The sequence below is a fragment of the Rhizobium sp. 10N414 genome, assembly GCF_056394785.1.
The window spans coordinates 1-24,862 of sequence record NZ_JBFTIN010000063.1; the positions used below are offsets into that span (position 1 = coordinate 1).

At 56.9% G+C, this 24,862-nt stretch carries 18 protein-coding genes and 2 pseudogenes; 11 read left to right on the forward strand and 9 right to left on the reverse strand.

Annotated elements, in window-relative coordinates; all coding sequences use genetic code 11:
* Positions 1 to 501, forward strand: a 501-nt coding sequence (locus AC1DE4_RS29965; RefSeq protein ID WP_477884505.1) for a LysR family substrate-binding domain-containing protein, incomplete at its 5' end; no start/stop codon positions are given.
* A 345-nt stretch (positions 502 to 846) separates the two neighbouring features.
* On the opposite strand, the gene AC1DE4_RS29970 is transcribed toward AC1DE4_RS29965, so the two are convergent.
* From AC1DE4_RS29970 to AC1DE4_RS29980, 3 genes are all read right to left on the reverse strand, one after another.
* Positions 847 to 3,741, reverse strand: coding sequence for an ATP-binding protein (locus tag AC1DE4_RS29970; RefSeq protein WP_477884507.1), 2,895 nt, complete (start codon positions 3,739 to 3,741; stop codon positions 847 to 849).
* A gap of 95 nt (positions 3,742 to 3,836) precedes the next feature.
* Positions 3,837 to 4,244 (reverse strand): Ohr family peroxiredoxin, encoded by a 408-nt coding sequence (locus tag AC1DE4_RS29975; RefSeq protein ID WP_477884509.1) that lies wholly within the window; start codon positions 4,242 to 4,244, stop codon positions 3,837 to 3,839.
* 56 nt (positions 4,245 to 4,300) lie between these two features.
* A complete protein-coding gene (locus AC1DE4_RS29980; RefSeq protein ID WP_477884511.1) occupies positions 4,301 to 5,608 on the reverse strand; it encodes an epoxide hydrolase family protein in 1,308 nt (435 codons plus the stop codon).
* 227 nt (positions 5,609 to 5,835) lie between these two features.
* On the opposite strand from AC1DE4_RS29980, the gene AC1DE4_RS29985 reads away from it, so the two are divergent.
* The 4 genes and pseudogenes from AC1DE4_RS29985 to AC1DE4_RS30000 form a co-directional block, all read left to right on the forward strand.
* Complete coding sequence (locus AC1DE4_RS29985; RefSeq protein WP_477884513.1) at positions 5,836 to 6,231, forward strand: Ohr family peroxiredoxin; 396 nt, start codon at positions 5,836 to 5,838, stop codon at positions 6,229 to 6,231.
* A 69-nt stretch (positions 6,232 to 6,300) separates the two neighbouring features.
* Positions 6,301 to 7,332, forward strand: coding sequence for a DUF3095 family protein (locus AC1DE4_RS29990; RefSeq protein WP_477884515.1), 1,032 nt, complete (start codon positions 6,301 to 6,303; stop codon positions 7,330 to 7,332).
* Between the two features lie 81 nt (positions 7,333 to 7,413).
* Positions 7,414 to 8,304: a DMT family transporter gene (locus tag AC1DE4_RS29995; RefSeq protein ID WP_477884517.1), complete on the forward strand. Its 891-nt coding sequence runs from the start codon at positions 7,414 to 7,416 to the stop codon at positions 8,302 to 8,304.
* Between the two features lie 103 nt (positions 8,305 to 8,407).
* Positions 8,408 to 8,594, forward strand: a pseudogene (locus AC1DE4_RS30000) (cupin domain-containing protein); the annotation flags it as partial.
* A gap of 203 nt (positions 8,595 to 8,797) precedes the next feature.
* Here AC1DE4_RS30000 and AC1DE4_RS30005 read toward each other — a convergent pair.
* Both AC1DE4_RS30005 and AC1DE4_RS30010 read right to left on the reverse strand, forming a co-directional pair.
* Positions 8,798 to 11,044, reverse strand: coding sequence for a GtrA family protein (locus tag AC1DE4_RS30005; protein ID WP_477884519.1), 2,247 nt, complete (start codon positions 11,042 to 11,044; stop codon positions 8,798 to 8,800).
* Positions 11,037 to 12,032, reverse strand: coding sequence for a glycosyltransferase (locus tag AC1DE4_RS30010; protein ID WP_477884521.1), 996 nt, complete (start codon positions 12,030 to 12,032; stop codon positions 11,037 to 11,039). Before AC1DE4_RS30010 ends, AC1DE4_RS30005 begins: the two co-directional genes overlap by 8 nt.
* Before the next feature lie 969 nt (positions 12,033 to 13,001).
* Here AC1DE4_RS30010 and rfbC point away from each other — a divergent pair.
* From rfbC to AC1DE4_RS30040, 6 genes are all read left to right on the forward strand, one after another.
* Entirely contained in the window at positions 13,002 to 13,559 is a 558-nt protein-coding gene (gene rfbC / locus AC1DE4_RS30015; protein WP_477884538.1) for a dTDP-4-dehydrorhamnose 3,5-epimerase, read from the forward strand.
* Between the two features lie 35 nt (positions 13,560 to 13,594).
* On the forward strand, positions 13,595 to 14,650 hold the full coding sequence (rfbB, locus tag AC1DE4_RS30020; RefSeq protein WP_477884523.1) for a dTDP-glucose 4,6-dehydratase: 1,056 nt from the start codon (positions 13,595 to 13,597) through the stop codon (positions 14,648 to 14,650).
* A 3-nt stretch (positions 14,651 to 14,653) separates the two neighbouring features.
* Entirely contained in the window at positions 14,654 to 15,529 is an 876-nt protein-coding gene (gene rfbD / locus AC1DE4_RS30025) for a dTDP-4-dehydrorhamnose reductase (RefSeq protein ID WP_477884525.1), read from the forward strand.
* Between the two features lie 278 nt (positions 15,530 to 15,807).
* The gene (locus tag AC1DE4_RS30030; protein ID WP_477884527.1) at positions 15,808 to 17,226 is read left to right on the forward strand and encodes a phosphomannomutase; all 1,419 of its coding nucleotides are present in this window, start codon (positions 15,808 to 15,810) and stop codon (positions 17,224 to 17,226) included.
* A 62-nt stretch (positions 17,227 to 17,288) separates the two neighbouring features.
* The gene (locus tag AC1DE4_RS30035) at positions 17,289 to 18,716 is read left to right on the forward strand and encodes a mannose-1-phosphate guanylyltransferase/mannose-6-phosphate isomerase (protein ID WP_477884529.1); all 1,428 of its coding nucleotides are present in this window, start codon (positions 17,289 to 17,291) and stop codon (positions 18,714 to 18,716) included.
* 570 nt (positions 18,717 to 19,286) lie between these two features.
* Complete coding sequence (locus AC1DE4_RS30040) at positions 19,287 to 19,859, forward strand: class I SAM-dependent methyltransferase (protein ID WP_477884531.1); 573 nt, start codon at positions 19,287 to 19,289, stop codon at positions 19,857 to 19,859.
* Here the strand turns inward: AC1DE4_RS30040 and AC1DE4_RS30045 are convergent.
* The 4 genes and pseudogenes from AC1DE4_RS30045 to AC1DE4_RS30060 all read right to left on the reverse strand — a co-directional run bounded on the left by AC1DE4_RS30045 (position 19,840) and on the right by AC1DE4_RS30060 (position 24,724).
* A complete protein-coding gene (locus AC1DE4_RS30045) occupies positions 19,840 to 21,942 on the reverse strand; it encodes a glycosyltransferase (protein WP_477884533.1) in 2,103 nt (700 codons plus the stop codon). The two genes, AC1DE4_RS30040 and AC1DE4_RS30045, sit on opposite strands and share 20 nt — an antisense overlap.
* Before the next feature lie 198 nt (positions 21,943 to 22,140).
* The gene (locus AC1DE4_RS30050) at positions 22,141 to 23,157 is read right to left on the reverse strand and encodes a class I SAM-dependent methyltransferase (RefSeq protein WP_477884535.1); all 1,017 of its coding nucleotides are present in this window, start codon (positions 23,155 to 23,157) and stop codon (positions 22,141 to 22,143) included.
* 93 nt (positions 23,158 to 23,250) lie between these two features.
* Positions 23,251 to 23,389, reverse strand: a pseudogene (locus AC1DE4_RS30055) (helix-turn-helix domain-containing protein); the annotation flags it as partial.
* Positions 23,390 to 23,656: 267 nt separating this feature from the next.
* Positions 23,657 to 24,724 (reverse strand): IS110 family RNA-guided transposase, encoded by a 1,068-nt coding sequence (locus AC1DE4_RS30060; protein ID WP_477884536.1) that lies wholly within the window; start codon positions 24,722 to 24,724, stop codon positions 23,657 to 23,659.
* Positions 24,725 to 24,862 lie beyond the last annotated feature (138 nt).

The following is a 24,862-nucleotide window of genomic DNA, read 5'->3' on the forward strand; positions in this document are numbered from 1 at the left end:
ATCATCCGCGGCCTGGAGACCGGCCAGCTCAATTTAGGCTTCATCCGCCCGGTGGAAAACATCGGCTCCTTGCGCTTCGTCTCGCTTGCGCATGAGCGCTACTACCTGGCGGTTGGCCATGCCAATCCGCTGGCAGCCAAAGAGGAGATCAGCATCGATGATCTGCGCACTCAGAAGATCATCGCCTTCAACCGGCAGAACCTGTCGTTCACCGAAAGATACTTCAATGAGAAGTTTGCGGAATACGACCTCACCGCCAACATCGCCTTCAGCTGCGATGACACCTATGCGCTGGTGTCGCTGGTCTCTGCCGGGCTTGGCATCGGCTTTGCACCGGAATGGACGCTTGATCTTCCCAATCGCGGCTTTGAACTGAAGAAGGTAAGCGGGATCGACTTCCGGATCGGGCTTGGCATTGCCTGGAGCAAAGAGGATCCAACCGCTGGCCGAGACGATATCGTCGACATCGCACGGTCGCTGGCACGGGCAGGGCGGCAATAGGTATTCGCAGTTACCGCGGCTGGGAACAGCTATTACCTGCCGGTGCCGCGGCTGATCCGCCCCTGCCTTCCTGTCTGTCGATTTTCGGGCTTTCACCCACACCATCCCGTAGCGGCTGTCCTGTCTACCGCTGCCGTTCTGGCCATTCGGGTCCGGACGGGCGATCCAAACCACGGCTCAATAGCCATTGGAACAGGTCGCGGCCTCTATTGGGTCTGGCCTACTGCCAGTGGCGCCCTGGCGACCCACAGAGGGCAATCCTCCCCGCTGGATCAGTATGCCTTCGTCAAGCAGTTGGAGAGGAGGTGGCGCGGTGCGCGAACCCTCCCACCGCTCAGCGCAGATTTATGGGCGACCTGTTGGCCGCTCGTGCGATGCCTCGATAGCAATCGGCACATCACCGTCGTGCGTCGACATGTCTTTGGCTACCCGCACATCGTGCGTGTCGTGGCCCTCGTCGAACTCATCAAGGACTAGCCGAAGGATCGTTGCGGCTTCCTTTTTCTTTCCGAGGTCAGCCTCTAGTGCAGCGAGATCGCACGAGGCGCGCAGTTCCCAACCGCGTGCGCACATCTTTCTGCTGGCGGCGATGGCACCTGCAATGCAATGGCGTGCCTCATCCGAAGTGGAAGTCGATCCCAAAAGGTTCCCCTTTATTCGCAGAAGTTCCGGGCCGTAGCAGAAGTCCCCATTGGTTTCGACCGATTGGATGGCTTTCTCGACCCGCTCCAACCCTTCGTCGATTTTGCCGAGCGCCAACAACCCTTTTGTCAGCGAGATTTCCAGCATGGTGGTGAAAACCTCATAGGTGGAGGCATGCAGCCGCTCAATGCATCGGCGGAGGTTGTCGACGCCTGCGCTGGGGTCTCCCCGGCGGATAGCTATTTCCGCCTCGAAGCCTCTCGCTACTGACACGTATGGCGACAGGGAGTGCAGCCCGGCACGCGAAATCAGCCAATCAATGTGCTCTTGTGCACTCTCCAGGTCGCCGCGCCAGAGGAAAACGGCGATGCCACCAAGTAGCGCGATGCAAAGTGTCAACGAATGATCCGCCTCCGCCGCTTCCTTGATCGCTTGCCGCGCCCGGACGGCCGCCTGGTCAGGGAAGCCTTGAAGCCAGAGATTCCTGGCAAGGATTCCGCCTGCTAGCCCGCGTCCCTGGAAACCGACATAGCTTCCCGGCGCGCGGCTGGGTAGCGGATCGCTCGCTAACGCAGCCTCCAGTTCGAGCCTGGCGCGGCCAAGTTCGCCGCCGAAGTGCAATGAATTGCCCAGAAAGAAGTGCCCAAGCGAAATCGCGGACGGCTCCTCGGTCGCCTTAGCGACGGAAGAACAGCGATAGGCCCACTCAAGTGCCGATTTGAAATCTCCCGTTCGGAGATGAAACATGTTCAATGGGCCGAGGATCTTCAGTTGATCGACCGCATTCCCTCGACCTTCGGCAATCTCAAGACCCCTTGTGAGCGCGGGGAGCGCGTCACGGCCGCCGTGGAGATACATGCGGGAGATTCCAAGGCCAGCCTGAAGATGCATCTCCTCACGACTTTCCTGATAATGCTCGCCCATTGCAGAAAGAGCGCGTTCGGACCAGCGCTGGCATTCCGGAAAGAGCGACATCGCCTGAAATACCGGAACAGCCGCGGCAGCCAAGCCGATACCGACATCGACATTGCCGCTGTCGCCGAACGCCCATTCCAGGGCCGCCCGGACGTTATTGATGCCAAGGAAATAGGGCAGCCGTTCGGGTCCGCTCGAGAGCGTTGGCCAATCCGGGCCAAACTGCTCCAACCAACGTCGGTAGTACGAGGCGTGGCTCGCAGCCAGATCGGCAAGCTCATCTTCAATCTGGCTATTGAGTGCGTAGGCGCGCGTTGTGTCGAGCAACCGATAGCGCATCATCGCGCCGAACGAGTTCGCGCTCAGCAGTGACTTCGCAACAAGACTGTCGATGGCACCAAAGAGTGCAGGTCGGTCAAGAGACGGTGTTGCGATCACCTCCCAGGCGGCATCAAGCGTGAAATCGCCAACGAAGATGGCCAGTCTCCGAAGAACGGTGCGATCGAGGTCCGACAGCAGCCCGAAACTCCAGTCGAGCGTCGCCTGCAGGGTCTTCTGACGTGGCGGCGCGTTTCGCGATCCCACCCATGCCAGGGCAAGATGCTGATCGAGCAGGGCAGCCGTCTGGGAGAGGCCATAGGCCTCGACCCGCCTCGCGGCCAGTTCCAGCGCAAGCGCCATGCCATCGAGTTTTCTGCAAATCGCCGCAATGATGCGAGCATCGTCATCGGTGAGGGACAACGGCACTCCGCTCGCGGCGATGCGCTCGGCGAACATCTGGGAAGCTGGATAGGAGAGAATTTTCTCGGCAGTCATTTCCGGATCGACCGGTGCACAGGCCAGCGTGTCGAGCTTGTAGATACTTTCGCCTTCAATCCTGAGGGCTTCGCGGCTCGTGACCAGGATGCGGACGTGCGGCGCGGCATCGATGATGCTCGCCGCCAGGTCTGCGACGGTATCGACCAGATGCTCGCAGGTATCGAACACAAGAAGGATACGCTTATCTCTAAGGTAGGCGAGCAAACTGGGGCGCACGTCATCGGAGCCGACGGGTATTCCGAGCATGGACGCGAGGGCGGGCGAAACGAGTGATGGATCGCTTAGCGTCCCGAAATCAGCAAGCACCGCAGCTCCATCGAACGCTCCCGCCAGTTGATTGGCCAATGCTATTGCGACGGTAGTCTTCCCGACGCCTCCACCTCCCACGATGGAAACGACAGGAAATCTCGACAGCCTCTCGGAAAGGTCAAGGATATCACTCTCACGTCCGACCATACGTTCCAAGCGGTTGGGAAGATTGGCATGCCTGAATTTCACCGCGTCATCACCTGGGACCGGCGCAGCGGACGAGCCTGAAATCGGGGCAACGAAGCAGTAGCCGCGGCCGGGGATGGTGGTGATGTAGCGTGCACCGTCCTGCCCATCGCCAAGGGCTTTACGCAGCCCGGTCATGTGAAAGCGCAGGTTGCCTTCCTCAACGATGACGTCGGGCCAGACCGCCGACATTAGCTCCTGCTTGGTCAGCAGCGTATTGGGAGCCGAAGCAAGAGCGATCAGTAGGTCCAGCGCCCGCGCGCCAAGCTCGACAGGAACCCCTTCCTTCGCAAGGAGGCGCTGACCCACATTCAGACAAAAAGGGCCGAAGGACAGGTCACCTGCAGCATCGCCTGTCGCCCGCGTCATTTCATGCCCCCTAACCAACTCCACCGTTCTGTTTATACTCCAACCTCTTTTTCGGAGCCACGGTGGCTCAACATCCGGTTTGCGCACTTCGGGACTTAGACGAGATTGTAGAAGGCATGGATGTTGCCGTGTGTTGCCCGGCAGTATGGGCATTCAAGTCGAGCAGCTTCAACCAAAGCAGATGCAATTTCCCGATCCAGGCCGGGCAGGTAGATATCCAGGCGAACGCCGACGACGTATCCCTGGTCGTCGGAGGATAACTCCACATTGGCGTATATCCTGACATCCGCGTGGAGCTTGATCCGCCTGAGATCGGCGACATGTTTCAGCGAACTTGCGAAACTCGCCGACCAGGCAATTGCGACAAGCTGCTCCGGGTTCGTGCCTAGCCGATCGCCGGCAGGGTTTGAAAGCCTGATATCGAGAGCCCCGTCCGAACTGCGTGCGAACCCGTTCTCTCGGCTGCCAATCGTTTCTGTCCTGGCAGTATGCACATGTTCCATGATCGTACCCCGGGTGAAGGAGGGAGGCGCGCACATATGCGCGCGCCCGACAAAGGTCAGCCAGACTTCCGCAGACTGCGGAACCCGGCCCGCACTTCATCGACAAAAAGCTTGGGCTGTTCCCAGGCGGCGAAGTGACCGCCCTTTGCCACCTTGTTGTAGTGGACGAGGTTGGGGTAGGCGGCTTCGGCCCACTTGCGCGGCGTCTGGTAAAGCTCATCCGGGAAGACACTCACCGCGACTGGCACCTTGACGCCCTTGGGAGCAAAGAAAGCGAGCTTGTTTTCCCAATAGAGGCGGGCTGCTGATACGCCTGTGTTGGTGAGCCAGAAAAGCGTGACATTGTCGAGCACGTCGTCGGGGCTTAGACCTTCCTTCTGGCCGTCGAAGGAACGGGCGAGCAATTCAAGGCTTCGGGCGTCGTGGTCGAGCATGTAGGTCGCAAGCGCGATCGGCGAGTCGGCCAACCCGGTCAGCGTCTGCGGTCGTGTTCCCATCAGGAAGGCGTAATAGACGTGCTTGTAGAAGAAGACGAGCTGGTCGTAGGATCTCCGCTCTTCGTCCGACAAGCCTTCCGGAGCAGGAGCGCCGGCAAAGGATGCGTTGTTGATCTCCACAGGAATTGCTCCGGGCATGTTCGTATGGATGCCGAGCAGTTCGGGTGGCGCTTGCACGCCGATCATGTCGGTGACCACCGCACCCCAGTCGCCGCCCTGGGCGACAAAGTTCTTGTATCCCAGCCGCCGCATCAGGGTCGTCCAGGCGGCCGCAATGCGTTCCGGCCCCCAACCGGTGGCGTCGGGCTTTCCGGAAAAGCCATAGCCGGGCATGGACGGGATGACGACGTGGAACGCGTCAGAGGCATCGCCCCCATGGGCAGTCGGGTCGGTGAGAGAGCCAATGATCTTCAGTTGCTCGACGATCGAGCCCGGCCAACCATGTGTCACGATCAGCGGCAGCGCGTTTTCATGCTTTGAACGAACGTGGATGAAGTGGATATCGAGGCCGTCGATTTCCGTGATGAAGTTCGGATAGCTATTGATCCGGGCCTCGACCTTGCGCCAGTCGTAGTCCTTTTGCCAATGCTGGAGGACCTGCTTGATCGTCTTGAGCGGCACGCCTTGCGAGAAATCGCTTACCGTTTCCTTCTCCGGCAAGCGGGTATGGGCCAGCCGGTAACGCAGATCATCAAGATCAGCTTGCGGAACGTTGACACGGAACGGGCGGATCGCTTCGGGATCGGTCGACGCGATTGAACGCCCGGGAAACACGCTTGCGATACCGAGCGCGGCGATGCCGGTTGCGGCGGCACCCAAAAGTCTGCGTCGATCGAGGTCGATAACTTCGGTTCTGGTGGTGGTCATGGTCTCTCTCCTCGAGAATGGCGGTTGAGAGTCTGCACCGTTGTGCTGCCCGAAAAGCTACGCCGCGGCGCTGCGAAGCTCACGTTAGGCGTTGTTAATCCTTGTTTGTTGGAGGGCTGCGGCAATCAACGTCTAACAACGCCTAACGTGCGATTTCGGTCGTGCGGAAGTACTTCTGTTGGCAGCACAACGGTGCAGACACTCAACCAACACAGAGGAGTTTCGCCATGACACACAAGGTTCTGTTCACGGGCAAGACGCACAACACAAACGGCCGCGATGGCGGCGCACGCAGCAGTGATGGCCACCTGGACATCAAGATGACACAGCCTCATCCAGCCGCAGAAAACCTGTTCGGTGCCGCCTGGTCGGCCTGCTACATGGGTGCCATCGAGTATGCGGCATCGCTGAAGCACATCAAGCTTCCGGCCGGCGTCGCAGTCGACGCCGAGATCGACCTGAACCTGGAGGAGGGCTCGTACTTCCTCAGCGCTCGATTGAACGTAAGCGTACCTGGCATCGATCCCGCGGTAGCAACCGAGCTGTTGCGTGAGGCCCACAACATCTGCCCGTATTCGAAGGCAACGCATGGCAACGTCGATGTTGTGACAACCCTCATCTAACGGAAGCCCCTGGCCTGGCCTGCCACGATGGCAGGTCAGGCAAGCAAATCTTTGATGTAGGAGGCTTCAATGGACAAGGCATTCCGACACCTCGACGCCAGCAGCGATTTCGGCGAACTGCTGGACACGACAAGCTACTCACCGTTGCCCGACGACTGGCTGATTGGCATCACCGACGTCGTCGATTCAACCTCGGCTATTGCCCGAGGGCAGTTCAAGGATGTCAATTACGCGGGCGCTTCGGCAATTGCGGCGCTGGGCAACGTTTTCGGCAGTTTCGATTTTCCATTCGTGTTTCGCGGTGACGGCGCTGCATTTGCCTTCAATCCCGATGTTCGAGAAACAGCGGTCGGGGTCCTGCGGCGCGTCGCAGGCTACGCCCGCGACCATTTGCAGCTCAAACTCAGGATCGGCCTGGTTGCCGTGAAAGACATCCGTGCTGCCGGAAGCGATGTGAAAGTCGCGCGTTACGCCGCGTCGGAGACGGCAACATACGCCATGTTCGCCGGCGGCGGGCTGAACTGGGCCGACCGGGAGATCAAAGCGGGAAATCACGCGCTCCCTCCGTGTCAGGAATACGCAACGCCCGATCTGAAGGGGCTGACTTGCGAATGGGCACCCATTCCCAGTCGGCGTGGCGATATCCTCTCCCTTCTTGTGGAGCCACAGGACAACATCGGCCCCGAGGCCTTCACTTTGCTGGCAAGGCGACTGCTTGCCCTACTCGGTGTAGAGGATGGCTCATCACGTCCCGTTCCGGAGGATGTCCTGATCACCACCTCCGTTGCGGATTACCTCGGCGGCAAGGGGTGGACGGACGTCGTTCTGAATTCCGACTACAGGAGGTACGACGATGTCCTTCGCCTGACCCTGGACTGTATGCCGGAGCAGATCAAGGACGTCGAAGCGCTCCTGACGTCGGCGTACGATCGGGGCGAAGTCTACTTCGGCATGCATCGCCAATCTCATGCGCTGATGACCTGCCTCGTGCCAGTAGGTGCTCGCGGGTCTCATCTGCATTTCCTGGATGGGATGGGGGGCGGCTATACCGCCGCGGCCTCATTGCTCGAGGCACAAAGGCACGCGCATCAACCGCGTTGACGTGAGCGTCAAAACGTCGGCCTGAATCCGAAAATAACAATATTTACAATTGCTAACAGCTCTCGAACATTAGAGATATTCATGACCCTCGACCGTTTCGCTCCCGCTATTTTTGTGTTTCTCTGGTCAACTGGCTGGATCATTGCGAAGTACGCGGCGCTTCACTCCGAGCCATTCTCGTTCCTCATGATCCGTTACGCCCTCTCGGCGGTCGCCTTCTGCGCTATCTGCCTTGCCATCAGGGCGAAATGGCCAAGTGGCGCTTTGGCGTGGCGGGCGGTCTATTCGGGTGTTTTCCTGCACGGCTTCTATCTTGGGGGTGTCTGGTGGGCGGTAGCGCACGGAGTGCCGGCCGGCATCTCCGGCATCATTGCCGCCACGCAGCCGCTTCTCACGGCACTGGCGGCCAGTGTCCTCATTGGCGAGCGGCTGCGCCCTTCACAGACGGCCGGCCTCGCACTTGGCTTCATCGGCATCGCTGTCGCCATTTCACCGAAGCTCCTGCAACCCGATGCGTCCGATCTCCTTCATGCTGGCATTCCGCTCGCCGTTAATCTGGTGGCTATGTTCGCTGTCACCTACGGGACGATTTATCAGAAGAAGCACCTTCAAGCTGGTGACCTGACCGCAATTGCGACGTTGCAATATCTTGGTGCGTTGGCCTTGACCGCTCCGTTCGCGCTCGCCTTCGAGACGTTCCGCTTCGATGGCACATTCGAGACCTACGCCGCTCTCGCCTGGTCGGTACTCGGGATATCTGTGGGGGGTATTGCACTGCTTCTCTATTTGATCCGCCGAGGTCAGGTCTCGCGCGCCGCGTCCCTGATCTATCTCTGCCCGCCTACCGTCGCTATCCAGGCTCTCATCGCGTTCGGCGAGCCACTTACCCCTCCGCTGATCGTTGGCACGGTGATTGTCGCCGCTGGGGTTTACCTTACCAATCGGAAGGCACCCCGAGCCGCGAAGGCATGAGATATTCCATTTGCTCGCAGCGGCTATGGGCCGCTGCGAGCAGAGAATGTTCTGCCAGCTTTCCGCAGGCGTCGCAAATCTGACCGAACCCTCGTCGACCTTCGTGGCTGTCATCGCCAGCGAGGATGACGTCTACGTTGGTCGCCTCGACGAAACCCGGGAAGTCGGCAAGCTGGTGAAAATCCTTGCCAAGGCGAAGGAAGCATCAAGCCTGACGGAAATCCACCCGACCTGCTATCGTCCTTGGAGGCGGCTACACGTCGCTTTTCAATGGCGATCGTTTCAGGGTGAGCTTCCCACGCGGATCGGCCCGGCGCCATCCTGCCGTCGGCACCGGGATGGACTTAATACGCCTGGACGGGCATCGTCGTTGAAACGAGACAGGTACGGCTACGCAAGACTGGCTTGGAACGGACGTTGGCAATTTCTTGTTTCAAGAGCATTCGAGACCGTCACCCTGTCTTCCGGTCGGGAGAGGCTGGTCGACCTAAAGTCATGGCAAAGTCGCCCGGCATAACTGGTAGCGATGCGAACCACTTCCAATCCCGGCAGTAAATACACTGCAACTGTCGGGAAGCATCGTGAAGCCTGCCTGTACAACAATCTGCGTAGCCCGGTCGCGACGAGCGCGCTCCGAGGCGTCGACGTCGACTTTCCTGGATTGCGGCACGTCGATACGGCACCTAGCGTCGCCGGTTTCCAAAGCAACAACATCTGCTCGGAGGCGTAAACGCGTGATTATAGACCGAACGAAATCGCAGCCTTTCTGGCTTGCTGTCAACTGCGTGCGCCGTGCCAAATCGTTGTAAAAGGCAATGTTGGAGGCGCGTCTGTTGTCTTCACCGTCTGTAATGACATAGATCGGGCCACTGCGCGCGCGCGCCATCTCCTGCGCCTTTTGCGTGTAGGCCGGAGTAGCGGGAAAATCGTTGGCGAGACCGATGAAGGCGACTTCAGGAGGAAACAGGGTTGCCAGCCAACCCAGCGGCTTTTCGGGGCTCGCCAGCAGGACGGTCGCCTGTGCAGGGCTGGGCAGTGGCGGTGCTTCGGCATGGTAGAGTGGATCACCCCACCCCTCATGGCCCCAGGTGCGAACGCCCGCTAAAACGACGACGGTCGATGCGATCAACAGCCAAGTGGCTGTGCGACGGGCCTGAGCATACGAACATAGCTGAGTCAATAAAACAAAGAGCGCGAGCGGCAAAAGAACTTCAAACGGCACCATGTATCTGGAGATGCTAAATAGCACCATCCACAGGAGATACGCCGCTGCGATGAAGGACAGCAGGAAAGATGCCTCAGGTCTGAGGGTTGTCCTCGCGCGCCCACGCCATCGGGCCCAAAGTGTTCGCACTGTCCAGATCAAGAACGTCACATAAACGATGGGCCAAACAATTTGCCTAAGAGGTAACTCACCGACCCTGCGAGGATTTACCGAAAATAGGAAAGGCCAAAAAAGGATCTCAAAGGGACCTTTCGGCCCCCAACGCGTATCCGCGAGGGAGATTGGTGTCACAAGCGGATGCGGGAAGACGGTGCTGAACTGAGGGAACAGCGGATTTCCGAATTCTTGCACCAGCCGTATCATCCAGTAGGCGCCAGTGATAGCGAAACCGACTATCGCCGCCAAGCCGAAAACGATAGGGAGCCTCAATCGCTGGCTCCACGTGCCGGGATAGCAAAACAACAGTGCCAAACAAATAGAAAAGGCAGGCACCACGTTGGTCAGCTTTAGGCCCATACTAAGGCCGGCAAGCAAACCAGCGATCGACAGGAGCCCTATCGTCCTGGCGTTATAGTACCCGAGGGCGGACCAGCGCGAAACGATGATATAGATGGCGCCGAGAACGAAGAGCGCCGTCGTGTTGTCTCCCATGGAGTTGCCGATCTCCGACAGGAAAACAGCCGTGAGGCATCCCGAGAGCGCCAAAAGGATCGGTACGCGGTATCGATCTTCAAGAGGCCTTTGAGGAAGAACTACAGTGGCAATGGCCATGATAGGGACAAAGGCTGCACCGTGAAGCGTGCCTTGCAGGAAGCCCGACAGTGCAGGCGGCAGCGCTCGGTTGAGGATATATATCGGCAGATCCGGTATCGGATTAAAATATGACTGGAAACCGGCCGGCGCCAAGTCGATAGACAGTTTGCCGTTCATTAATGCGAACGGGTTGTAGACATGGTAGTTATAAAGGTCCCAGTTCGCATCTGCCCCGAGTAACATAGAGACGAAGCCGAACATCAGCGGCACGATGACAGCTGCAATCACCGGCGCCTGTGGCCTGCTCAGAAAACCCAGCTGTTTGGTCGGCCGAACTGTCAATGCCTGCGTTTCGTTAACAGCATCGAGATGAGGTTTGAATACCCACAGTTTCGCACCTATGAAATTGAGACTCATGCCGGCGAGAGAGCCGGCACCCACGGCAAGGGCCGGCAGGAACCACAGCGTTGGCAGTGTCAAGACGACCAAGCAGTAGGCTAGGTAGTTGAAGAGCCCGCCCAATGACATGGTGGCAAAATAACGCCACCATTCCTTATGGACCTCCTGACTGCGATGATGCCTAAAAGTAAAGTGCCTGTTGATGCACCAAGTTACCAGTACCGCAGCGAGAAACGAGATCGCCCGCCCAACAAAAAACCCAAAGCCCAAGTGTAGCGTAAGCAGCAATACGCCGAGGTCGACGGCAAAGCCGAGAATGCCTGCCGCCGCGAAAGCTAGGATCTGTCTGGGCAGCTCAGCCACGGGGACGCCAAAGGCCTGGCACGGCGAGGTAGGCAAGACGTTTTATTTCCATGCGGCCCCGCGTGACGGTGTTCAATACGATGCCACAGGTCAAAAGCAGAGTGCCAAACAGCATTAGCGACGCCGCAAGCACCGCGGTTGGTAGACGTGGAACTAGTCCCGTTTCCAGATAGGTCTTAAACAACGGGACGGAAAGTATTATGGATGTGGCGGCGCAGAGTATAAAGCCAAATGCAAAGAATATCAGCGGCTTCTCTGCCTTGAAAAGGCGGAGGATTGTCAGAAGTATCCGTAGTCCATCACGATATGTGTTGAGTTTGCTGGCGGAACCCGGCGGCCGCGATCTGTAGACCGTCTTAATCTCTGATACCGGCATCCTGAGTTCATACGCATGTACCGTTAGTTCCGTCTCAGTTTCGAAGCCAGAGGCATGGGCGGGGAAGGATTTAACGAAACGGCGCGAGAACACTCGATAACCAGAAAGCATATCAGTTAGAGACCGCCCGAAGATCATCATGACGCAAGCGGTCAGAAGCCGGTTTCCAAACCTATGTCCAAGCCGGTATGCTTCCCGCTCGTTAGATGTTCGGCTGGCTACGACCATATCCATTCCATGCGCCGCCAGTTCTTCAATCAGAGTTGGTGCTGCGCTCGCGTCATAGGTTCCGTCTCCATCGACTAGCACATAGATATCCGCCTCAATATCAGCGAACATGCGCCTTATGACGTTGCCTTTGCCCTGCTCCCGGACCGTGTTGACGACCGCGCCTGCCTCCAGTGCGCAGGGAATTGTCCGATCCGAGGAATTGTTGTCGAAAACATAGATGGTTGCATCCGAAAGCGTCCGGCGAAAATCGTGGACGACCGCCCCGATCGTGACCTCTTCGTTATAGCATGGGATAAGAACGGCGATACGCCTCCGCAATCCCAGCCGTTCGGCCTCGTCTGAGCCGGCCAGTTTGCCCTCTGGCCGTTGGTCCGTCATCATTCCGCGAATGTTCCCAATTGGAGGCCGGTCGTTTTCGACCAGCGTCGAGTTGCGTTTCTTGTGTTGACAATACCAATCGGACGTGGCCGTCAAGCCTCGCGGCATGTCTAAATGCCCGTTTCTGCCCTGACGGCCGTCAAAGGCGGAAAACTGCACCCTTTAAAGACGATGAGAAAGTGCAGCGATATAACGGTGATGTAGGTTCGAGCCAAGTATCGACGAAATGAGGCAGCTCGCAAACTTCGCCGGCGGGGTCGATATCACGATCGTGCTCTGATCCGCCTTCACCGCGCAACTCGGAAGTGGCAGCCACCAGAGAGCGTCAATTCCAGTGATCGTCTCGTTAAGGCTACGATGACCGGAGAGTCGAGGACAGGAATCGTCTATATTATGGCGTGGAAATGTAACCGTGCACTTGTCAATTACAAGCTCGATCCGTTCAAAAGAAATCCGGCTTTCGGCTCGCCTTCTGGTCCACCTCCTCGAATGGCTGGCTCGACGGCAACGCTGGCTGTACACGCACGCGGCGGAACATCTTGATCCTTCCGCCACCTTCCTCTTTCTCGCCTCGAACTCTCATATGATCAGAGTAGGAATGAGGTTTCACCGCGTCTAAGACCAGCGCTTCGACAGCGGTGCGTTCAATGCCGGAAAGCGAAGGTTCAACCGTTCGTTTTCCTTACTTCTCAACCGCGATACCATCCCGGAGCAATATTTTGCCACTGATTTCGAATGTACCGCCCACGAAAACATTCGTCATGATGTCCCGGTCGGCCAGGGGCTACAAGACCATCGAAGACACGTTCGCCGAACTGGGCTTGGGAGTGGGGAAAATCGACGCCGACATTATTGCTGAATTCTGCCGGTTGTCTTTCTTACGCTCGGACAACTTTGGACATTCAAAAGATGCCTCTTGCAAACTGAAGCGACCAAACTAGAAAGGACCTCAAGAAACCGGACAGGTGCGTGATGAAAGTCGAAAATTTGCCGTTGGCCGGTGTGGCCAAGATCACTCCTGCAAGGCTGGGTGATCATCGCGGATATTTTTCGGAAGTGTTCAAGGACGGCTGGTTCCGCGAAAATGTCGCGGACGTGACGTTCGTGCAGGAAAACGAATCTCTTTCTGCAATCGTTGGCACGGTACGTGGCCTGCATTTCCAGCTTGATCCGTTCGCTCAAGGAAAGTTGGTACGCTGCCTCGCCGGCCGTATTTTCGATGTTGCTGTCGACATCCGCGTGGGATCGCCGACCTATGGCCAATGGTATGGTTGCGAGCTTTCGATGGAGAACGGAGAACAACTGTGGATCCCGACAGGCTTTGCCCACGGTTTTGCGACGCTCGTTCCGGACTGCGTCATTTCCTACAAAGTGACGGCCCCTTATAGCGCTGTCAGCGACCGCGGTCTTCTTTGGAACGATCCGGAGATCGGTATCGAATGGCCCCTGGCGGTCGACAATGTGGTCTTGTCGGACAAGGATAAGGTGCAACCAGGACTGGCGGATCTTCCGCCGTCTTTCAAATACTGATGGGCACAAAAACGGATGACGAGCGGAGATAACTCATGCGCATTCTCGTAACCGGCGGAGCAGGCTTTATTGGTTCGGCGCTTGTCAGGCATCTCGTGAAGAATGTTGGGGCCGAGGTGCTCAACGTTGACAAGCTTACCTATGCCGGCAATCTTGCGTCACTCAAGGAAATCGACGGCGCTTCGAACTATCACTTCCTGAAGGCCGACATTTGCGATCTTCGGAAAATGTCGGAGGCGATGAACGGGTTCCAGCCGGACCGGATCATTCATCTGGCCGCTGAAAGCCATGTTGATCGCTCGATCAGTGGTGCCGGCGACTTCGTCCAGACCAATGTCGTGGGCACGTTCAGCCTGCTGGAGGCGGCGCGCCATTACTGGAACGAACTGCCCGCTGATCGCAAGGAGACGTTCCGCTTTCTGCATGTATCGACCGATGAGGTGTACGGATCGCTCGGCGACGAGGGCCTGTTCGCCGAGGTCACGGCTTACGATCCGTCATCGCCCTATTCGGCTTCGAAGGCAGCGAGCGACCACCTGGCGATTGCGTGGCATCGTACTTACGGTTTGCCTGTGATCGTGTCGAACTGCTCGAACAATTACGGACCTTACCACTTTCCGGAAAAACTGATCCCGCTGATCATCCTCAACGCCATGGACGGAAAGCCGCTGCCGGTCTACGGTCAGGGTGTCAACATTCGCGACTGGCTCTACGTCGAGGATCATGCCCGCGCGCTCGACCTCATTGCGTCGAGTGGCCGTCCGGGTGAAAAGTACAATGTCGGCGGTCGCAACGAGCGCCGCAACATCGACGTCGTCACCCGCATTTGCGCACTCATGGACGAATTGCGCCCACAGGCAAAGGCGCACGCCGATCTGATCACGTTTGTCACTGACCGGCCAGGTCATGATGCGCGCTACGCCATCGATGCCACAAAGCTCGAAACGGAACTGGGTTGGAAGGCACAGGAAAACTTTGACACCGGCATCGAGCGGACAGTGCGCTGGTACCTGGAGAACGAGTGGTGGTGGCAGCCATTGCGGCAGGGCGTCTATTCCGGTGAGCGTCTTGGTGTTTTGAACAGGGGCTGAGCCATGCGCATTGCCGTGACGGGAAAACAGGGCCAGGTGGTCTCGGCCCTTCTGGAGCGCGGTTCGGTTGCCGGTGTCGAGATCGTCGCCGTAGGCCGTCCGGAACTCGATCTCGTCGACCGGGCGTCGATCCGCACGGTCCTTTCGCAGATCAAGCCGAACGTGATCGTCTCCGCCGCAGCCTATACTGCAGTCGACAAGGCCGAAAGCGAAGAGGCGCTGGCCTTCGCCGTCAATGCCGAAGGAGCAACGGCGATAGCGGAAGTCGCGAAGGAGCTCGGGGTCCCGATCGTGCACCTGTCGACGGATTATGTATTTTCCGGCGATAAGGAGGGCCTCTATGTCGAGTCGGATGCGACTGGGCCGGTGTCGGCCTATGGTCGCTCGAAACTGGCCGGCGAAGAAGGTGTTGCCACTGCCAATCCCAACCATGTGATTTTGCGCACCGCCTGGGTCTATTCGCCCTTCGGCGCCAACTTCCTAAAGACTATGCTGCGGCTGGCCGAAACCCGCGATACTCTCAATGTGGTGGCTGACCAGCGCGGCTCGCCGACCAGCGCGATTGACATCGCCGACGCGGTGATTGCAATCGCAAAGCGCCTTTCTGCCGATAAGGACGATAAGCTGCGCGGGATATTCCACCTGACCGGCAGCGGCGAGGCCACTTGGGCGGATTTCGCCGAGGCGATCTTCGCTGGTCTGCGGGCCAAGAACGGCAAGGCAGTATCCGTTGGCCGCATCACGACGATGGATTATCCGACACCAGCAAAACGTCCCGCCAACTCACGCCTTTCCAACAACAAACTGAAACAGACTTATGGAATAGTACTGCCGGACTGGAAAGAATCCACAAATGTGGTACTGGAACGCCTACTCTAAGAATCGAGGCTTTCGAGTTTCTTACATAGGGAAGGAAAAGCATGAATGGTATCGTTCTTGCTGGCGGCTCCGGCACGCGCTCGTATCCGGTCTACGACGCTGTGCTGGCAGGAATTAAGGATCCAAGTCGTCACAACGATTCACGACGCCGAGGCGCTCAAGCCACCTTTCGGCGACAGGAATCAGGGGTGATTTTCATCGAATACGCGGTACAACCGAGCCGAGACGGCCTAGCGCAAAGCCGATGTATGCAGCCGGTCCGTGAATGAGGAAACTTCATGAAATTCGGCACCAGCGGTCTTCGCGGCCTTGTAACTGATCTTCAAGGCCACGCAGCGGCTCTCTACGCAACTGCATTTGCACGACATCTGCTGGATGCCGGATTGGCGATGGCGAGAGACCCTATCTTTGTCGCCGGAGACTATCGTCCTTCAAGCCCTGATATTGTTGCCACCTGCATCGGAGCACTGGCACGCGCCGGCCTGCAGCCGATCGATTGCGGCGCGATCCCGACGCCGGCTCTGGCGCTCTATGCAATGTCGAAAGGCTGCGCCTCGCTGATGGTCACCGGTTCGCATATCCCGGCAGATCGCAACGGCATCAAATTATATCGCCCGGATGGCGAGATCGACAAGGCGGATGAGCTCGCAATCACCTCTATCGCGGCCGATATCGGCGACGCAATCGTTGACCTGACACCTGGCATCGCTCAGAACGAAGAGCGCCAGGCCATTGAGCTTTTCCTGTCGCGCAACCGCGCGCTGCTGGCAGCGGGCGCCCTTGCCGGCCTGAAAATCGGCGTGTACCAGCACAGCACGGTTGCCCGCGATGGCCTGATTGACGTCATCGCCGGTTATGGTGCGGAAGTCGTGGCGCTCGGACGATCCGATCACTTCATCCCGGTCGATACAGAAGCTGTGTCGGCGCAGACGACAAAATTTATGCGCGACTGGGCGAAGGAGCATGCTCTCGACGCCATCGTTTCCGCCGATGGCGACGGCGACCGGCCGCTGGTGGCCGACGAGACGGGTACACCGCTGCGGGGCGACCTGCTCGGGCTCATCGTTGCGGGCTTCCTTGAAGCAAAGGTCGTTGTCACCCCGGTTACCTCCAATTCCGGCATCGAGGCTGCCGGCAGCTACCGCGTCACCCGCACCAAAGTCGGGTCTCCCTTTGTTATCGAAGGCATGAACAAGGCGACCGCTGCAGGCGAAACGGCGGTGATGGGCTTCGAGGCCAATGGTGGCGTGCTGACGCAGTCGGATTTCACAGTGGCGAACGGAACGCTCACCGCTCTTCCAACGCGCGACAGCTTTTTGCCGGTTCTGGCGACGTTGTTTCTGGCCAAACAGCGGGCCAAGTCGCTTTCGGCGATCGCTGCCGATTTTCACCTGCCGGTAGCGGCCGCTGACCGGCTCGAGAATTTTGCCGTTGAGACGAGTGCTGCACTAATGGCGCATCTGCGGGCTTCTCCTGCAAACCTCGCGTCCTTCCTCAAACCGCTCGGCGCCGTTGGCTCCGTCAGCGATATCGATGGTCTGCGCGTTACATTGGCTGATCGCACCATCGTTCACTTTCGTCCTTCCGGGAATGCGCCGGAAATGCGCTGCTATGTTGAAGCCGAGGACGAGACGGCTGCTTCCTCGCTGCTTGAAAAAGGCCTTTCGCTTGTTCGCGACTGGGCAAAAGCGCAGTGAGCGATTGCCTATTGAAGGTTGAACCCCTACAAACACGGTCCGTGCGTACCCGGAGATTTATTATGACCCAGAAGATCATTCCCGTCATCATGGCTGGTGGTAAGGGCACCCGCCTGTGGCCATTGTCGCGATCGAACGCGCCAAAACAGTTTATCCAGGTCGTCGATGAAAAGACGTTGTTCCAGGAAACTCTTGAGCGCGTGACCGACACCGCGGCATACGAGGCGCCTGTCGTCATCACCAATCAGGATTTTCGATTCACCGTGGCCGAGCAGGCCCGCGAAGTCGGCGTTGATTTGTCCGCCATCCTCCTCGAGCCGGTTGCTCGCAACACGGCTGCCGCCATCGCAGCCGCGGCTTTCCACTTGAAGCAGAAATTCGGCGAGGACGCCATCCTCCACCTTCTGGCATCCGATCACGAGATCGATGCAGGCAAGGATTGGAGCGAGGCGATCGCGACAGCGCGCCAGACCGCCGCATCGGGCAAGATCGTCACATTCGGTATCAAGCCGACCGAGCCTGCCACCGGTTACGGCTATATCGAACAGGGCGATGCGCTTTCGACCGGCGCACACAAGGTCAAGCGTTTCGTCGAGAAGCCGCAACTTGCCGCCGCAGAAGAGATGCTGGCCGCTAGCGGCTATTTCTGGAACTCCGGCATTTTCATGTGCCGGGTTGACCTGCTCCTGAATGAGCTTTCAAACTATGCGCCGGCCGTGTACGAGGCTGCGGAAGCCGCTGTCGCCAAGGCCACGATCGATCTTGATTTTGTCCGTCTCGATGAGGCCAGTTTTCAGGCGAGCCCCGATATTTCGATCGACTATGCGGTGATGGAAAAGACCACCAATGCCGCCGTGGTCACCTCGGCCTTCGCATGGTCGGATCTGGGTAGCTGGGATTCCGTCTGGAAGCTTGGTGAAAAGGACGAGAACGGCAATGTCGTCATCGGCCATGCCACCGTCATGAACACCGAAAATTCGCTGGTCCTGTCGCGTGCCTCGCATCTCGCAGTCCAAGGATTGAAGGATGTGGCGGTCATCGCCAGCGAAGACGCCGTCTATGTCGGTCGCCTCGACGAAGCTCAGGAAGTCGGCAAGCTGGTGAAACTCCTTGCCAAGGCGAAGGAGACATCGAACCTGACGGAAACTCACCCGACCTCCTATCGCCCCTGGGGCGGGTATACGTCACTGTTCAATGGCGATCGTTTCCAGGTGAAGCGGCTGTTCGTTTTGCCGGGCAAAAAGCTGTCGTTGCAGAAGCATTTCCACCGTTCTGAACATTGGGTCTGCGTAAAGGGCACTGCGGAAGTGACGGTCGGCGACGAGGTGACGCTCGTGCGTGAAAACGAGTCTGTCTATATCCCGCAGGGCGAGTTGCACCGGCTCTATAACCCCGGGCGTATCATGCTGGAGATGATCGAGGTTCAGACCGGATCTTTTCTCGGCGAAGACGATATCGTCCGGGTTTCCGACGAGTTCGGACGGGGATAAGCCCCGGACGTTTCAGGCGTGGTCCCATCCTTCCGCGCAAAGGAGCGGAAGGAGCGTTGTATCTGGCCTTCATAGGCTCGTTCAAGGAGGCTGTCCGCTTGGCCCCCACGGGGACGGGCAATATGGTACGCATAAGTCCGTCGGCAATCAGACCGATCGAAATGAGTCAAGGGAATTTTGAAACAGGCACGATTCTCCAACTGTATTGTGCCGCCGATCTGGCGGACTCATGCCTTTCCCGCTAGCAAGGAACAAAAAATGGGGGTCTTCTAAGTGCGAAAATTTCTCAACAAGCTCGTCTCTCCCAGGAGAGGCGATGCAGCCTTGCAAGCCGAACCCTCGCAGGGTGAACAAATCAGCGACGCCCACAGAATAAGCTTTACTTGTAATATCTGCGGGCAGAAAAACAGCAAGCAGCGCGATCGTTTCCACCGAGAGATTGTAGATTGCGAAGGATGCGGCTCAACGCCGCGTTTTCGCGGTCTCGCACTCGCTATATCCCGGCGGCTATGCGGAGAGAAGCATACCTTTGGACAGCTCTTGCCGCGGAATGATCTAAGGGGGATCAGCATGAGCGACTGGCCCCCACTGGTCGACGCGCTTGGAGCAAAGTTTCACCACACAAACACATATTACCATCAAGAACCACTACTAGACATCATGTCTTGCTCAGCGCTTCCGTATGGGAATTTGGATTACGTTATCTGCAGCGAAGTGTTCGAGCACGTAGTCCCGCCGCTCGAGCAAGGCTTTTCTAATCTCAGACGCCTGCTTTCGAAGAACGGGCTTTTAATTTTCTCCACTCCCTATACCGCAGCGTCAGAAACGACGGAGCACTATCCCGGAATGAGGGATTTCCGGCTGGTGCAGTTTGACGAGGAATGGGTCGTCGTTGCGAAGAACGCAGCGGGCGAGATCGATACTTATCGCAAGCCTATCTTCCATGGGGGTCCAGGTACGGTATTGGAGATGCGTGTCTGGGGGAGAGATCATCTTTTTGGCTCGCTACGAGCGGCCGGATTCGCTCAAATTGAGGAACTGGAATTTGATGAAGCGAATGGCTATTTCTGGCCGATCATCGTCGAAAGGCCAGAAATTGGTGCGCCGTCGCTCAATAAAATAATCACTGCTCGAGCGTCTTGACCTCATTGTGAGGGAAACTGACTATTTCCCTCACAATTCTGCCAAAAGCTTCTTTGCCATAGGCTTTTGCCGTCACCAATGCATTTTCGCGCATGCTCATGATTATTGGCGTATCCCATCCTTTCAATATTCTGATCGTCCAGTCGGCCATTTCATCGACACTGCTAATGATCACGCCGTTGATGCCGTGGTTTACGATCTCCGCTGGGCCACCCACCCCATAAACGATTGGTACGCAACCTGCGGACATCGCTTCTATGAGGCTAATTCCGAAATGCTCCGCCTCATGAGGGCTGATTGTATCATCGACCCCCCAGCCCGCGGCGTGGTAATACACCTTAGAACGTCGGTAATGGTCATCTAGACGGTCACGCAATTCGTCGACATGAAACTTTATTGGCAATCCCAACGCCTTAGTGCGCAGCATTGCTAGATGCTCTCGATGAACTGCTTCTTTGTGAGAAGCGCCAACGAGGCAGAGGTTGATGTCGATATCTGGCGCCTTCTCCATAGACCGTTGCAAGGCATCGATCATGATATCGTGGCGCTTGTTGTGTCCACCGGTAAAGAACCGCCCCACCCCAATCACTTGATTGGTCTTTTTCGCATTACCTAACCCGACGTCGTCACACGTTGGCGGAATGACATTGATATCGACATTTACCTCACGCCACGACGCCAACTGCGCCCTCACGTGCTTTTTCACGTAGTCTGAGTAAACAATATATGACGTATAGTCGTTATATAGCCCGAGCCTCTCGAACTCCTCTAAGTATTCGAGATTTGTAGGAAACGGGAACTGACATATGAAATAGTTCTTGCGCCCAAGTCCCTTTTTCGTCGGAAACAACTCGTTTCCTTGGAGCAAAAATACATCGAAAGGCGGCATCCTCTCCGCTTCCTTCCGCGTAACACATTTGAAGTCCATTTTATCGAATCCGAGATCCGTTATCACGGACATTACCCGCAGAATGCTTTGCTGATTTTCGAAGACGATTACGACCTGGGCTTCATCTGAGAATTCTTCCGCAATCGATAGAGCAAACTTCTCCCCTCCGCCTGGAATAAACTCGTATTGGAAATAGACACCAATCGTTGGCCTGTCTCGATCTATCTCGCTCTTGGCATATTCAAATCGTTTTAGATTTTCCTGCGCGCTGACCGTCGTCGTTGTGTGCGGAGTGCGGTGAGTGCCCAATAGATGATGCCACTTCGCCACAAGATTCTGCCGGTTTGTATCGATTGCAGAACCCAGGTTCGATGACGGAGGCATATCCACCATCGTCGCACTCTCAATATGAAAGACCGTTGACTGTGGGAAATAGTAAGTACCCTGGCCGCGCTCTTTAAGCTTCAAGCACAGATCAACGTCTTCATAGTATCCCGGACTCCAGCGCCAATCGTAACCGAGGGTGTCGAGGAAGCCTTCGCGACGCAATGCTATTGTAGCGCCAGTGCAGTAGTCTATTTCACGCGGTTTATTGAATTCGGGCGCCTCAGCGTTCCCACGCTTGCCCAGCTGGACGGAATAGCCTTCTGCGTCGATTAACGCTCCGGCTTCTTGAAGTTGTCCGGTTGGATACAAAAAGCGGGGGCCGGTGGCCCCGATACCCGGGTTTGTTTCCAGAGGATCTATAAGAGGTCCAAGCCAATTGGGCTCAACGACGATATCATTGTTCATAAGAACGATATATGGAGCGCGCGCAGCCTCTACCCCGATATTGTAAGCGTCCCCGAGGTACTGATTTCGATCAAGTCTGATAGCAGTTACGCGGTCTCGAAACTCCGCCTTTAGATCGTGCTCGCCCATCGGGCTGCCGTTGTCGACGACAATAATCTCGTACTGATAATCTTTCGTGTGAAGCCAGATCGAGAGTATGAGATTTTCGACAAGATCAGGTCGACAATAGGACAGGATTACTATCGAGACCTTAGGTGAACCTTCAGCGTACTTTTCAATTGATCTAAAAAATGTCTTTGTAAGCGGATAGTTTATTTTGACGTTGTCAGGAATCTCTTTGCGTTTCTTTACCGGTTTATCCTCTACGGGTGGTGTGAAGCCACGGGGGTCAACGAGATACACACCATCATGCGTTACTGGCGGCCTAGCGCGAAGACCTCGCCACGTATTCCTCAATCGCATGGTTATACCGGGCCTGCGACGACCGATGAACATAACTACTCGTTTCAGCACACCTACCCCCAATTACCAACAAGCAAAATGGCTCATAAACTTCCAGACGCGCGACATTTTATTGCCGCACTTTCTACCTGTATCGTCTCATCGAAGCCATTGGAAGAGCCGTCGCAGCGGTGCCGTTATCCTCCACGAGGTGCTTGATCGCAAAGCTTGGATCTCTGACCGCAGCACTTCCGCCTCTTGCAATTTATCGCTAAGTGAAGACAGCAATTCCCCATTTGCACACTTTAGTCTGTCTATCTCGAGTTGGTTCGGTACTGCGGTGCCGAGCGCGGTAATGTATTTTGCTTGTTCATCGGTTGCACCTGACAGGCGCTGAGAGATATTCAACTTCTCGACGAGCCGATCGGTTCCGGACATTTCTTTTTCAGATTTGTGGTCGGTTACGAAGAAGGTATTCCCAGAGATATGGCGTCTATTGCGTGCATTGGGTGAGCCCTTCTTGATCACGCAAACCGAATTCCTGAATGATACTTCCTCGATATCAAGCTCTAGATCCATCAAATCGACATTGTATCGTTCTGCGTAAGATACAAGAAGATTGAACGTCGTACGGTCGTCTCTCCAGAACTCCTTGTTCACAATGTCGGTGAGTAGTTTAAGAAATCCCATTGAACTTAAAGTTAGATCGGACCCGCCCCCGTACCAATCCCAATAAGACGTGTGGAGATCTTCAACAACGAACGAACCTCCGACGCGCAACATGGGGAAATACAGGGAGAATGATTTGATGACGTCGCTCACGACATGCGAACCGTCGTCGATCACTATGTCGAATTCTTGGGCCTCGTTAGCGATCAAATCATGCACATCGGGCAGGTTAGCGTCGCCTACGACAAGCTTGATACGGGTGTCCTCGAACGACAGGGAACGACATTTTTCGTCGATGTCACATCCGATAATCTTTTTAGCCTTAGGGAAATATTTGGCCCAGATTTCGAGCGATCCCCCATTCTGGACGCCGATCTCGAGAAGGTTGATGGCTTGCTGGCGATATTTTCCGAAGTGATTGTCGTAGGTTTCGAAATATGATGTCCATTTGTCTGATCCGAAACCATCGTGTTCACGGAAAATATTCCAAAGCTTGGGAAGCACCATCAAACCGACCTCTATCTAGGGATGCCCGCCTATACACATCATCGCAATTGAACTTTCAATCGTGAATTCATGTCCCTCTGAACTGCCCCCCGTCGCCCTTGGCTTGCGTGGCCCATAAGCAGGCGCTTCGAGACCCCGCTCAATATATTTGCGAATTGTCTTTCGATCGACGTTGGTCTGTCTGGCAATCGCCGACACCGACAACCCCTGCCGGTGCAAATCTAAAAATCATGACTATCTCCAATGAAAGAACACAAGGGGCAAAACGCCTTGAACTGGCGGCTTTTCCTTGGGTTCAGTTTCGTTTTGATCGGCATCGACGCCGATCGGCTCAATTTTTCCTTCCGCTGGACAGAGTGTTGCCGTCCTGCGGTTCTCGAACCAATCTCCAATGCGTGACCTGATGCGTTGGCTTCGGTCACAGAGTGATGTTCGGCTCCCGGTTTCCCATTCTCCCTAAGGAGCGCAGCCCAGTCCTACCGGGCTCGCTAGACGATCATCAGGACAACCGGGATATCGTCGACGCGCCTTCCGTGGGGCTGGCACCGCGCGGCTCGTAGGCGCGCTGGTCACGCAGGATCTGGAAGGCGATCGTCAAAAGCTTGCGCGCAACGGCCACGCGCGCCTTGTTTACTCCTCTGAACTTCAGGTGTTCGTATTGGGCGCGCAGCTGCGGATCGGTGACGATGGCGGGTGTCACCGCTTCGACGAATGCCCAGCGCAGCCACTTGTTGCCCTGCTTGATGATCTTGCCGTGGAAGGTCTTGCCGCCGGAGGAATAGGTCGACGGTACCAGCCCGGCATAGGCGGCAAGCTTCTTCGGGTTGCGGAACCGTGATATGTCGTCGATCTCCGCATCGATCAGCCGGGCGAAGAACTCGCCGATGCCGGGGATGGTCTTCAATAGCCTCACATTGCCATTGGCCTTGGTCATCGTCCGGATCGTCGCCTCCGACTGCTTGATGCGCCCATCGATGTCGCCGATGAAGGCGAGGCCACGGTCGATCTGGATGCGGTCGATCTCAGAGACGTTCACCTGCGCCAGCTGGACGCGGCCGGCCTTGCCGAACAGGTCGCCGAGCTTCTTCAACTGTGCCGTCTGCTCCGGATAGCGATCAAACACCGTGACGATCCGGTTCTTCGTCATCGTGCGCAGCCGCACGTAAAACATCCGCTCACGCAGCGCGACGCGCAGCTCTCGGGCTCGTTCGCCCGGTGCCCAGGCTTCCGGCACCAGGTCGGCTCTGAGCAGATGCGCCAGCACCGTCGCATCGATCTTGTCGGTCTTGATCTTGGCGTCGGCAATCGCCTTGACCTTCAACGGATGGGCGAGGACGACATCATCACAAATGTCGTCGAGCCAGTCGTAGATCACCATCCAGTTGCGCGTCGCCTCGACAACCGCATGGCTGTTCTCGCGATAGCGTTCGAGAAACCCGCCCAGCGACTGACGATCGTTCTTTACCCGGCCGGAGCGCAGCGTCTTGCCAGCCGAATCCTGCACCACGAGGTGGCTATAGGATTTGTGGTAGTCGACGCCGATATGGTAAGCATAGGAGGCAGTCATGCTTCCAACTCCCCTGTTGAGATTTTCCGAACCCCAACAGGATAAGCCGAAAGGCTGGAAGCGTGACTGTCCCTCGATCATCACCTGCATCTCAGTGATCCGTTCTCTCCAGAGGCGACCTCTTTCATGTCACCTCCC